The following is a 13,035-nucleotide window of genomic DNA, read 5'->3' on the forward strand; positions in this document are numbered from 1 at the left end:
ATCCCGGTATACATGAGGATTTCGATAATCATTGCTAACTCCTCCTAAATATCCATGTAAAAAAGGAGCGACATCGCGTCGCTCCTTTTTATGATGAAGTTTTTAGCTGTTGTTGACAAGTGTTCAAGTATCCGTCGACGGTATCCGCGACTTCGCGACCTTCCCGGATCGCCCAAACGATCAAACTTTGTCCCCGTCTCGCATCCCCTGCGACAAACACACCTTCGACGTTCGACGTATAGTCATGGTTCGCCTCGATGCCGACCTTCCGGAGTTCACGTTCCGGTCGTTCGAATCCGATGGCGACAAGCACGAGATCGGCTGGATATGTCTCGACCGAACCGTCGACGACGAAGAATGTCGCCTGTCCGTCCGGTTTGACGATTTTCTCCATCCGTTCCGTCTCAATCCCGACGACCTGATCCCCTTGTTTGATGACCCGGTTCGAACGAATCAAATACGTACGCGGGTCACGGTCGAAGTGTTCGATTGCTTCCGCATAGGCATAATCGGTCGACAACGTGTCCGGCTGGAGCGGCCATGGCCGTTCCGGTGCCCGGAACATGCCTTTCTCCGGGTGCTTTCCAAACTGTGTCACCGACTTGGCGCCTTGACGGATCGCCGTCGCCACACAGTCCGCGCCCGTGTCACCGCCACCGATGACGATGACGTCTTTCCCGTTCGCGTCGTATCGGGCGTCGAGCGATTTCCCGCCGAGCGTACGCGTCGACTCGGTCAAATAATCCATCGCCGGCTCAACGCCTGTGGCATCATCCCCATCGATGCCGAGCGTACGTTGCTTTTGAGCCCCCGTCGCGAGAATGACGGCATCGTAAGTGTGACGGAGTGACTCAATCGTCACATCGGTCCCGACGTTGACGCCCGTCTTGAAGCGGATCCCCTCCGCCTCGAGTAAACGTACACGACGCCGGACGACATCTTTCTCGAGCTTCATGTTCGGGATGCCATAGAACAACAGGCCGCCCGCCTCATCCGCTTTCTCATAAATCGTGACCGCATGACCGAGCTGATTCAACTGATCGGCCGCCGCGAGCCCGGCCGGCCCGCTACCGATGATGGCGACACGGCGTCCGGTCCGTTTCTCGACGTGACGAGGTTTGACCCAGCCTTCCTCGAACGCCCGGTCGATAATCGTCCGTTCGATCGATTTGATGGCGACCGGGTCCTCACTGATGCCGAGCGTACACGAGCCTTCACACGGCGCCGGACAGACACGACCCGTGAACTCCGGGAAGTTATTCGTCTCCATCAATCGCTCGTAGGCCCGATACCAATCTTGATCCGAGACAAGCTTGTTCCACTCCGGAATCAAGTTATGGATCGGACAACCGATCGTCTCTTGTCCGATCATGTCCCCGACGTGACAGAACGGGGTGCCGCAATCCATGCAGCGCTCGGCTTGTTTGACGATTGGTCCGTCTTCCATGCGGGAAGCGTATTCTTTATAATCATGAACCCGTTCGACGACAGAACGCTCCGGCAATGTCTGTCGTGGGATATCGATAAATTTATGTCTCATACTCCCCCTCCTTCAGTCACGACACGGAATAGTTCGAGGGCACGGTCGGCGTCACTCAATTCCGGACGCGTCGCCTCGATGTGACGCATGACGTCAAGCACGTTCGCATAGTCACGCGGCACGATTTTGACGAAACGTTTGCGTTCTTGCTCGAACCCCTCGAGCACGGCTCTCGCTTTGACACTGTCCGTATGGAACTGGTGCATCTCGAGCAGTGCGTAAATCTGTTCGGCATCCTCGTCGGTCAATTCACGGTCGACCGAGACGAGCTCTTGGTTGACGAGCTGTTCGTACGCTTGGTCCCCGTACAGATAGGCGACCCCGCCCGACATCCCGGCCCCAAAGTTACGTCCGACATCCCCGAGTACGACGACCGTGCCGCCGGTCATATATTCACAGCCATGGTCGCCTACCCCTTCGGTCACGGCGACGGCACCCGAGTTACGGACGGCAAACCGTTCTCCGACGTGACCGTTGAAGAACGCCATCCCGGACGTCGCCCCGTAGAGACAGACGTTCCCAGCGATGACTTGTTCACTCTCTTCGAACGGGGCATGTTTCTCGGCGATGACGGCGAGCTTTCCGCCGCTCAAGCCTTTCCCGACATAGTCGTTGGCGTCGCCGATAACCGAGATGGTGATCCCGTTCGGCAAGAAGGCACCAAGGCTTTGTCCGGCCGAGCCGCTGAGTCGGAGTGAAATCGTGTCCTCGGCGAGTCCGACGTTGCCATGCACTTTCGTCACTTCATGACCGAGCATCGTTCCGACGGCGCGGTCCGTATTGCGGACACGTCCGACGAAGAACGTCGGTTGGAGCGATTTGATGGAACGCGAGACGGCTGGAATCAATTTGCGGTGATCATACGACTGATAGGCCGGATGGGCCAACTCCTCTTTCTCCGGCAAAGCCGTCGGAATCGACAACATCGGCGTCAAATCGAGCGTTTTCGCTTTCGGATGAGCTTGTTTCCAGGCACTCTCCTCCAATAAATCGGTCCGACCGATGACGTCACGAAGCGAGGTCGCTCCGAGCGAGGCTAAAATCTCCCTTACTTCCTCGGCGAGAAACGTCATCAAGTTGACGACATGTTCGGGTTTCCCCATGAACTTCGCACGCAACGCCGGATCTTGGGTCGCGACACCGACAGGACACGTATCGAGGTGACACGCCCGCATCATGATGCAACCGAGCACGACGAGCGGTGCCGTCGCGAATGCGTATTCCTCGGCACCGAAAATGGCGGCGAGGACTATATCGCGTCCGGTCATGAGTTTGCCGTCAGTCTCGAGCGTGACGCGGCCCCGAAGCCCGTTCAACGCGAGCGTCTGGTGCGTCTCGAGCAGACCGAGCTCCCACGGGAGTCCCGTATGCTTGATTGACGTCCGCGGCGACGCCCCGGTTCCACCGTCATAACCGCTGATGACGATCGTATCGGCGTTTGCCTTGGCGACACCGGCTGCAATTGTCCCGACGCCTGACTTCGAGACGAGTTTGACGCTGATTTTCGCGTTCGGATTGACATGCTTCAAGTCGAAGATGAGTTGCGCTAAATCTTCAATCGAATAGATGTCGTGGTGTGGTGGCGGCGAGATGAGACCGACACCTGGGACGGAGCCGCGCACTTCGGCGACCCATGGATATACTTTGTTCCCGGGCAATTGTCCGCCCTCACCCGGTTTCGCCCCTTGCGCCATCTTGATTTGAATCTCATCGGCGTGATACAAGTATTCGGCCGTCACGCCGAAACGTCCACTCGCGACTTGCTTGATGCGACTGACGCGTTCACTGCCGTCCTCGTCAGGGGTGAACCGCTTCCGGTCTTCCCCGCCTTCCCCTGAGTTACTCTTGCCGCCGATTCGGTTCATGGCGATGGCGAGTGTTTCATGGGCCTCTTTTGACAAAGATCCGAACGACATCGCTCCCGTCTTGAAGCGACTGACGATCGATGCGACCGACTCGACCTCGTCGAGCGGAATTGCATCCTGTTGTTTAAATGCGAACAATTGGCGCAAGAATTGACCTGATGACTCATGGAGCTTGACGTAGGCGTCATAATACCGGCGCTCGTTCTCGCGGCAGGCTCGTTGTAAGAGGTGAATCGTCTTCGGATTGAAGGCGTGCTCTTCCCCATCGGCGCGCCACTGGAAGTCGGTCCCGGCCTCGAGTGGTCTCTCGCGCTTATAGGCGGATTCGTGCTGCCGGCGCGACTCGTCTTCAAGTTCGGTGAAACCGACACCGGACAACTGTGACGTCGTCCCACGGAAATGGCGTTCAATCAAGGCGCGGTCGATGCCGACCGCCTCGAAGATTTGGGCACCGCGGTAACTTTGTACGGTCGAGATGCCCATCTTCGACATGATTTTCACGATGCCGTCGACTGAGGCCGTCTGATAGCGGCGGACCGCCTCATCGAACGAGTACGAAAGTTGACCGGCTTCGACCGCCTCGGCGATTGTCGCATAGGCGAGATACGGATAGACGGCGTCGGCGCCGTAACCGATTAAGGCGGCCGCTTGATGGACCTCGCGAACTTCACCGCTCTCAGAGACGAGACTGCAGGATGCCCGTAGATCGACGCGAATCAAGTGCTGGTGGACGGCGCTCAATACGAGGAGCGCTGGCATCGCGAGCATATCTTCATTCATGTTTCGGTCCGACAAGACGATGACGTCGGCACCGTCGCGGATGAGCGCCTCGACTCGCCCGAACAACGCCTCTAACGAAGCCTCCAAATCGTGTGTATATGACGTATCGACCCGTTCGACGCGCAACGTCTCGTTCACTTTTTCGAGTGCGACCGCATCGAGGAACGGGTGCTTGAGCCAGACGCGACGGGCATGACCACGGCCGGTATGGACCGGGTTCGCTTGTGGCCCGAGCCATGTGAATGTCGCCGTGACGATTTTCTCACGCAATGCATCGATCGGCGGGTTCGTGACTTGGGCGAAGTGCTGTTTGAAGTAATGGAACAAAGAGCGTGGCCGCTCAGACAACACCGCGACCGGTTGGTCATGTCCCATCGACCCGATTGGATCCTTTTTCTCGAGGATGAGCGGGACGAGATATTGTTCAATGTCCTCTTTCGTGTATCCGAACGCACGTTGCTTCCGATGCAGGTCGGCGACGAACGGCTCGTCGACCGGTCCATCGCTGAGCTCGGTCATCTGCTTCAACCATTTACCGTAAGGCTCGGCCCGTGCGATCGTCTGTTTGATTTCCGCGTCCGGGATGAGTCGTTTCGACTCCAAGTCGATTAATAACAGCTGCCCAGGACGGAGTCGTTGCTTCGACTTCACGTTCTCGGCTTGTACCGGGATGACGCCGCTCTCTGACGACAAAATGAGCTCACCATCCAGTGTCTCGATATAGCGCATCGGTCGTAGTCCGTTTCGATCCAAGATGGCCCCGATTTGACGGCCGTCCGTGAAGACGACACCGGTCGGCCCATCCCAAGGCTCCATGATCGACGAATGATATTGATAGAAGTCTTTTTTGAACGGGTCTATTTTTACTTCCGCGAACGGCTCAGGGATGAGCATCATCGCCGTATGGGCGATGGAACGTCCGGTGCGTGTGAAGAACTCGAAGGCGTTGTCGAGCATCGACGAGTCGCTTCCCGTCTCTTGAAGGACCGGGAACAGCTGATTGACATCCTCGAACAAATCGGTCGAGGTCACGCCTTCACGAGCCCGCATCGCATCGATGTTTCCGCGGAGCGTATTGATTTCCCCGTTATGGACGATCATGCGGTTCGGATGAGCCCGCTCCCATGACGGGAACGTGTTCGTCGAGAAGCGGGAATGGACGATGCCGAACGTGCTCTTGAAGGACGGCGCCTGTAAATCGAGATAAAAGCGCTCGATTTGTTCCGGCGTGAGCATCCCTTTGTAGACGATCGTCTTCGTCGACAAGCTCGGCATGTACAGGTTCAACGCTTCGGTCTTTTCAATCGTCCGCCGGAGCTGATAGAGTGTCCGCTCGTTTGAGTCATAGTCCGCGAACGGGCACGAGACGAACCATTGGTAGATGGTCGGCTGTGTCACGCGGGCATGCTCACCGATCGCATTTGGATTGACCGGGACTTCGCGCCAGGCGATGGTCGCGAAATCAAATTCGTCGGCAATCGCTTCCATCTGACGTTGCTTATCCTGCAGTCTCGACTCATCCGGTTGGAAAAAGACCATTCCGACGGCATAGCGACCTGGTGTCGGCAAATTCATCGTCTCCAGGAACAGTTCGTGCGGCAGCTCGGTCATGATTCCCGCGCCGTCACCGGCATCGATGACGCCTTGCCCGCCTCGGTGTTCTAGCTTGCAGAGCATCGACAGCGATTTACTAACGATGTCATGTTTTTTCTCTCCATTTAGGTTGACATATAGCCCAATGCCACATGCGTCTTTTTCGAATCGTGAATCGTACAAGCCTGTTCGCTTCATCGAATCAACCCCTCTCTCTCGATCTTGTTTCGTAAATTTTATTTTGTTCTAAATATTCTGATAAATCAAGTGGGTTGTATACTATTCTGCATAACACAAATCGTCAAAGTCATAATTGAAAGCGGATTCATTAGCTTTATCAAGCTATTAATGAAAACCACTTATAATCTATAAAGAATAATTATCCATCAAATATATTAGTATATAGGTTCACAAGAACTTAAATATTCACAAGAAAAAACGATAACCAAATTAGGCTACCGCTTCAACTTCAACCAACTTATTCGACCGTCTTGCGAGAATGGTGTAAAAATGCCCGTGGCTTCTTCCAAATGATCAAGCCTACATAACCGAGCGTGAGCAAAATCAAGGCGCTGACGAGGACGACGTAAAGCGTCGCTTCCTCGATTCGCGCGAAGATGGCAATGTACGCCCAGACGAAGACGAGCGGATAGATGAAGTCACGATGCCACCACATGAAGACGAGTGCTAGGACGACCCCGACCATGAGCATGAGCGACGTCCAAGCAAGCTCGTCGAGTCCGAGCACGGTTGTGGCCCGCTCCCGATTCATGACGACGAACACGTTGACGATCGTCGCGACGGACACCCAGCCGATATATATCGAGAATGGGAACCGGTCGAGCCAGCTCGTCGACGTCCGGAAGGCGATGTAATAGAGCCAGGCGAGCGTCGCCAAGAAAGCGACCATGACGACGAGCGAGGCGATGAACCACTCGTTCGTGAACGTGAGCAACCAAAGGCCGTTCAAGATGCACGAGACAAGAAAGCCCGCTTTCATCCGATTCGCCTGCCGGTTCGCGACCGACCCTTTCTTCAATTGCAAGACGAGCCAGACGGCGAGCGCGATATAAATCACACCCCAAATTGAGAACGCATAGCCAGCCGGTTTGAAATAAATGTCGATGCGGTCCGACACAGCAGCGTTTTCACCGCTCGCGAAGTAGTTGATGACGACCGTCGCCAAAAATGCCAGCCAGTTGATTAAAGGCCATTTTGATAAGTCCATAAGTACGATCCTCCGAAGAAGACCTGACACCTCCTTTTTTAGCATAGTTTTCTATACCCATGTGCCAACGCTCATACACTTCTCGACTTGTTCCTAAATAAATCGTTAGACACATAACAAAACGACCCCGGCCTTAACCGGAGTCGTTTCGAAGAAGCGGCAGTGTCACCACATTCGAGATTGCCCACCTGAGTTCATGGACAAAAGCATCAATTGTTTAGAAATCAATCTCGTCCGGGTCTGGACCGAGACGGTCATGTGTTGCCACGGCATCGATTTTTGCCAAATCGTCTGCATCGAGCGCGAAGTCGAACACATCGAAGTTCTCTTGAATCCGGTGCGGTGTGACCGATTTCGGAAGCGCGACGTTCCCCGTGTCTAAATGCCAGCGAAGCACGACTTGAGCCGGCGTCTTCCCATGTTTCTCAGCAATCTCGGCAAAGGCCGGGATATCGAGAAACTTCCCTTGCATGAGCGGGCTCCATGCCTCGACTTGGATGCCCTCGTCTTGGCAATATTCGACGAGATCAGGTTGCGGGAGTTGCGGATGGAGCTCGATTTGGTTGATGAGCGGCGTCATGAGACCTTCCTGTTTCAACGTCTCGAGATGATGCTCTTTGAAGTTCGACACGCCGATCGCCTTGATTTTACCGGCCTCATAGAGATCGATCAAATCTTTCCATGCCTCGACGAACCCGTCGACTGGCCAGTGGAGCAGACAAAGATCTAAATAGTCAGTCTCGAGTCGAGCGAGTGATTCGTCAAACGCCTCTTTCGTCCGGCGTTGGCGAATGTCTTCGTTCCAAATCTTCGACGTCAAAAAGATATCTTCACGAGCGACGCCTGATTCTTGAATCCCTTTGGCGACACCCTCTTCATTCTTATAGACGGCTGCCGTATCGATATGGCGATATCCGACTTTGAGTGCCTCGGCGACGGCCTGTGGCGCCTCCGTCTCGTTGTCGACTTGCCATACCCCAAAGCCGATCATTGGAATTTTGACACCGTTGCGTAACGTTGCGAGTTGCATACAATCATTCCCCTTTCCAATCTGTTCGAGCTGATTGTATCATACCCGTCATTCTATTTCGAAAAACTAAATCGTCAAATCTTTTCGCGTGAAGCGTCCATAAGATAGGAGCATTGCGACGACGAGAATCCCCGCCAACAAGAAGAAAGAACGAAGCGTGGAATCCCCTTGGATTTGTGCGTTGGCGTCAAACAACGAGAAAATCGACAGCGCATTCAACCAGTCGAGCTGGTCACTAAATCCCGAGAACACGTTCGCCATTAAGAAGAGGGCGAATATCCCTCCCGTGACCATGTAGGACCGCGAACTGTCGTCGAACAGGCTCGCGAGCACATAAGCGAGCGTTCCGAGCACGAGCAGCATCAGACCCGCGTTCAACTGAAGTGTCCACAATAAGCCGAGGTCAATCTGTAAATCAAACAACACGTTGGCGAGCATGAGACTAAGCCCATTCAGTCCGACGAGCAAGGTTGACGCCATCAAGAGCACGATCAGACTGGCCGTCACGTAACCGCTGCGCGAAATCGGTGCGGCCAAATAGAGCATGACCTCGCCAGAGTCGACTGGTTTGGCCATGAGCCGTGAGGCGAATGTGAGCGCGAACAGAATCGCCAACACGTAAAAGATGAGCCCATAGTAATTGCCGGCCAATAAATTCATGACGTTGTCCATCGCCATATTCGGATCGATTTTGAACACATCGAGCAGCTCAGGTGGCAACGAATCCAATTTGCCTTCAATCAGCCCCGTCTCTTGGATAGACGGGAACACCGCCGCCAAAAAGAACAAGTAGAGACTCGTCCCGAGCGAGTAGCCAAAAATCCAGCTCCGGTTTTGTTTGAACAGTGCCGAAATGAGAACCATTTAGTTCGCCTCCCCGTAATATTGCATGAATAGATGCTCAAGCTCGTCGGTGCCGCTCGACAACGATTGGACCTCATGACGAGTGAGCCGATGAATCAAGTCGTTCAACTCCTCGACCGTCGACAAGTTGACAGTGACGACCACTCCGTCCCGCACACCAATTTCTTCGCTCAAGCGCTGAGCTGCCACCTCGTCCTTCAATTCGATTCGATACGTCTTCTGACTATGCCGTTTCAACTCTGTCATCTCCGCTTCGATAATCATCCGACCGTCGCGGATGAGCGCGGCCCGGTCGCATGTCTTCTCCATCTCGGGAAAGTGGTGCGAACTCATCAACACTGCCTTGCCCGCAGCCTTCTCCGAGATCACCCAATCGACGAGCCGTTCCTGCATGAGCGGATCGAGTCCGCTCGTCGGTTCATCGAGAATATACACGGGCACATCTTTCATGAAACACGTGACGATGGCGAGCTTTTGTTTCATCCCTTTCGACATCTTACGCACTTTGAGCGATGTGTCAAAAGCGAACACGTCACGCAACGTCCGTTCGCGCTCAGCACTTGTCGCATGAAGCTTTCGGGTAAGACGGATGACGTCCTCACCGGTCATATCCTGAGGGTAATTGATTTCGCCCGGTAAATAACCGACGAGCGCCTTCACCGTCTCGCTCTCGTTCCAACAGTCGTGACCCATAACGGTGGCAATACCGGAATCGGCGTGGAGCAATCCCATCAAGTGACGAATCGTCGTTGATTTCCCTGCCCCGTTCGGCCCGATGAAACCGAAGACGGTACCAGGTTCGACGGTGAACGACACGTCGAAGATGCCGTGGGATGAATCAAACCGTTTCGTCAATCCTTTCAATTGAATCACTGTCCTCACTCCTTAGTTTTGAAATATATAGTTTATATGATTACAAAACTAGTATATCACGTTATTTTTTGAAATGGAAATGGTATATTGGTTACAAAACTACAAAAGAAGCGAGGATGCCCATGGATGGATTCACAAAACGGACCGAGACGAAGCGACGCGCGATTTTAGACGCTGCCGTTCGACTGATGGCCGTGAAACAGTCCCGTTTCACGGTGAGCGAGCTTGCCCGCGCCGCGTCGGTCTCACCGGTATCGATTTATAATTATTTCGGATCGAAAGAACAAGTAATCATCGCCGTCTTGACCGAGATGACGGAAGAACAGATGGGATGGATTGAGTCACAAATCGCTGACCATGTCCCGTTCGATCAATTGCTGATCGAGATTTTGTCTCGTAAAATTGAGACGGCTGGGCTGTTCGACGAGACGATCACGACAATGATTCAAGCGGACCCATCGTGGCAACAGTTGGCCGGTCGAGGCTACGCCGCATTCCGGCAATTGATTGAATATGGAAAGACGAGCGGGGCCATCGACCCGGAGCTGTCGACCGATTCGTATATACGGTACGTCCAACTCGTGCAGCAGGCGATTTTATCCGACCCGAGCCTGTCGACGTCACCGATGACCGATTCGATGCAAGATTATTTCCGATTTTTCCTTCACGGCATCATCCGGAAACATAACTAAAAAGTCGCCTTCCCCTTCTTATGTATATAGTAAGGGGGTAGGCGACTTTTTATATTTCATTGTTATTTATCGTTCGTTCGGAACACGGATTCCTCGATTGGATAGAGTGACAGGTCAAGCTCGCAGTCCCCGGTCATAACGAGGTCGGCGAGCACTTTCCCGATGAACGGACCGACCGTCAAACCGGACGAGCCGAGACCGTTCGCGACGAGCAACTGCTCCGCTCCCGGAACGCGTCCGAGAATCGGAATCGAGTTCGGGGTGACCGGGCGAAAGCCGACCCGCGTCTCAATCAGTTCGGCCTCAGCGAGTCCAGGGGCCGATTCCAGCCCTTTCGAGAGCACTTCATGAATTCCGATTGCCGTCGGCCGTGCGTCGAACGCCTTGTCACGCTCATGCGTCGAACCGATGACGATTCGCCCTTCTTCAAACCCGAGCAAATAACGACGCCGTGGTGGCATGACGACCGGCCAATCAGACGCATCCGTGTCCGGCAGCTGCACGTGCACGATTTGCGCTTTCTCCCCGGCGACACGGGCCGTATAGCCGATCGGCTCCATCAAATCGGGCAACCACGCCCCACAGGCGAGCACAATCTCATCCGCCTCAAAGCGGACACCGTCGCACTCGACATGATAGCCGTCCGTTTCGACGAGGACGGCCGAACCGTCGACCAAGGTCACGCCACGCTTCACGGCGACCCGTTCGAGGGCCGCTCGCAATTTCTCTCCATCCACACGAGCCCCGCCTTCGACAAGGAGGGCGTCATATTCGTCCGAGAGCGGTGGAAATAGCGCTCTCGCTTCTTCCGCTGTCATCCGGGTCAACTCCCCGATTTCTGGTGCTTCTTCCCGGCGTAGCGCCGTCCGTTCTTGCATCTCGTTCAATTTCTTGTCTTCATGCAAGGCGAGCGTCCCGACACGTTTGTAGCCGGTCTCCGTCTCGCCTTCTTGTTTCAAGTCCTCGACGACCGTCGCATAGTAGTGAGCGCCGCCTTTGGCGAGCGCGTACCATGCCTTATTGCGACGCTGGGCAATCCATGGGCAGACGATGCCTGCCGCGGCGTCGGTGGCACGGCCCTTCTCTTTCCGGTCGATGACGGTGACGTCGGCTTTCCCGGCTAAATGGTAAGCGGTCGAGATGCCGACGATTCCTGATCCAATTACAATCACTTTTTTCATAACAGCTGCGCCTTCATCGGTTCGATGTCGGCTTCACATCCTTTCATAAAAAATCACCGGCCCGAAGGCCGATGATCAGTCGCGCATGGCGAGGCGATACAGTAAATCAAGAATTTCAATATAGAGCCAGATGAGCGTCACAATCAAACCGAACGCTGCGACCCATTCGAGCTCTTTCGGAGCCCGGCTCTCGACTTGACGAGCGATATAGTCGAAATCAAGCACGAGCGCGAGTGAGGCGATGATGACAATCACAAATTGTACGCCGATGGCGAGCGGTGACGAGCCCGTCATGAACGGGAGTCCTGAACCGAAGAAACTCATCCCGATTTGAACGAGATAAAGCAACATGACCGTAAAGATCGCGGCCGTGACGCCGGCACGGAACTTTTGCGTTACTTTGACGAGACCCGTCGAGTAGACGAACCACATCGCGAACGCGACGATGAACGTCGTCAAGACGGCGCGCCCGACGATGCCCGGAAGCATCGCTTCGAAGAAATAGGAAATCAATCCGACGAACACACCTTCGACGATGCCGTACAACGGTGCGACGACGGGTGCCGTTCTCGGTTTGAACGTGATGACGAGCGCCAAAATTAAGCCGAGAATGAGCGAACCAATCATGAGCGGGAACAGCAATGCTTCTCCGATCGTCGGTACGAGCATCCACGTCGTCCCGGCGGCTGCCGTGACGAGCAAGAGTAGTGTGAACACTTTCGACCACGTGCCGGCTTTCGTCATCGGCGTGGTGCTATAAGCTGTTGTCTCCATCGATTTACGGAGAACTGGATTCGATTTAAGTCTCAACTGTCGTTAACCCCTTTATTCTATTTTCAGTGTTTGGCCATGACTTTGATGAATTCCCGCATATAGTCAGGCAGGTCAGGTGGACGGCGGCTCGAGACGATATGGCCATCAACGACGACCGGCTCATCATGCCAAATCGCACCGGCGTTTTCCATATCATCTTTAATGCCCGGTGTGCTCGTGACGTTGACACCATCGAGAATTTTGGCTGAAATCAACACCCAGCCCGCGTGACAGATTTGACCGATCGGCCGCTTCTCGTCATGCATATAACGGACGAACCCTTTCACCGAATCAAATCGGCGCAACAAGTCTGGGGACCAGCCACCTGGGACGAGGATAGCGTCGTATGATGAGATGTCGACATCATCGAACGCGATGTCCGATTTTGCCGGGACGCCGTACTTGCCGATATAGGCGTGATCCGCCTTCTCGCCGGCCAGGATGACGTTTGCGCCTTCCTCGCGCAACCGATGGACCGGATACCATAATTCTAAATCTTCAAAGTCGTCGCTGACGATTTGCAGGACATTCTTACCTTCTAATTGCATCGAATCCCTCCCTTTATTTGTCTTTCAC

10 protein-coding genes are annotated in these 13,035 nt (G+C 54.4%); 1 reads left to right on the forward strand and 9 read right to left on the reverse strand.

The genetic code is table 11. From position 1 onward, the window contains the following. Positions 1-88 precede the first annotated feature (88 nt). The 6 genes from KNP82_RS11555 to KNP82_RS11580 all read right to left on the reverse strand — a co-directional run bounded on the left by KNP82_RS11555 (position 89) and on the right by KNP82_RS11580 (position 9,773). Positions 89-1,540 carry a glutamate synthase subunit beta gene (locus KNP82_RS11555; protein WP_214713682.1) on the reverse strand — a complete coding sequence of 484 codons (1,452 nt, stop codon included), beginning with the start codon at positions 1,538-1,540 and terminating at the stop codon, positions 89-91. Next, on the reverse strand, positions 1,537-5,976 hold the full coding sequence (gene gltB, locus KNP82_RS11560) for a glutamate synthase large subunit (RefSeq protein WP_214828082.1): 4,440 nt from the start codon (positions 5,974-5,976) through the stop codon (positions 1,537-1,539). Before gltB ends, KNP82_RS11555 begins: the two co-directional genes overlap by 4 nt. A gap of 280 nt (positions 5,977-6,256) precedes the next feature. Then, positions 6,257-7,006 (reverse strand): TspO/MBR family protein, encoded by a 750-nt coding sequence (locus KNP82_RS11565; protein ID WP_214828084.1) that lies wholly within the window; start codon positions 7,004-7,006, stop codon positions 6,257-6,259. 217 nt (positions 7,007-7,223) lie between these two features. Then, positions 7,224-8,036: an aldo/keto reductase gene (locus tag KNP82_RS11570; protein WP_058763538.1), complete on the reverse strand. Its 813-nt coding sequence runs from the start codon at positions 8,034-8,036 to the stop codon at positions 7,224-7,226. 66 nt (positions 8,037-8,102) lie between these two features. Next, positions 8,103-8,900 (reverse strand): ABC transporter permease subunit, encoded by a 798-nt coding sequence (locus KNP82_RS11575; RefSeq protein WP_214799710.1) that lies wholly within the window; start codon positions 8,898-8,900, stop codon positions 8,103-8,105. Next, positions 8,901-9,773: an ABC transporter ATP-binding protein gene (locus KNP82_RS11580; RefSeq protein WP_214799708.1), complete on the reverse strand. Its 873-nt coding sequence runs from the start codon at positions 9,771-9,773 to the stop codon at positions 8,901-8,903. A 122-nt stretch (positions 9,774-9,895) separates the two neighbouring features. On the opposite strand from KNP82_RS11580, the gene KNP82_RS11585 reads away from it, so the two are divergent. After that, positions 9,896-10,465, forward strand: coding sequence for a TetR/AcrR family transcriptional regulator (locus tag KNP82_RS11585; protein WP_214755901.1), 570 nt, complete (start codon positions 9,896-9,898; stop codon positions 10,463-10,465). A 62-nt stretch (positions 10,466-10,527) separates the two neighbouring features. Here the strand turns inward: KNP82_RS11585 and KNP82_RS11590 are convergent, their stop codons facing one another. From KNP82_RS11590 to KNP82_RS11600, 3 genes are all read right to left on the reverse strand, one after another. Further along, complete coding sequence (locus KNP82_RS11590) at positions 10,528-11,646, reverse strand: NAD(P)/FAD-dependent oxidoreductase (protein ID WP_214755900.1); 1,119 nt, start codon at positions 11,644-11,646, stop codon at positions 10,528-10,530. A gap of 75 nt (positions 11,647-11,721) precedes the next feature. After that, positions 11,722-12,456 carry a Bax inhibitor-1/YccA family protein gene (locus KNP82_RS11595; RefSeq protein ID WP_031200225.1) on the reverse strand — a complete coding sequence of 245 codons (735 nt, stop codon included), beginning with the start codon at positions 12,454-12,456 and terminating at the stop codon, positions 11,722-11,724. A gap of 26 nt (positions 12,457-12,482) precedes the next feature. Further along, positions 12,483-13,007 (reverse strand): type 1 glutamine amidotransferase domain-containing protein, encoded by a 525-nt coding sequence (locus KNP82_RS11600; RefSeq protein ID WP_058763525.1) that lies wholly within the window; start codon positions 13,005-13,007, stop codon positions 12,483-12,485. Positions 13,008-13,035: the final 28 nt, after the last annotated feature.

Source organism: Exiguobacterium sp. s26 (genome assembly GCF_018618235.1).
Lineage (GTDB): Bacteria > Bacillota > Bacilli > Exiguobacteriales > Exiguobacteriaceae > Exiguobacterium > Exiguobacterium chiriqhucha.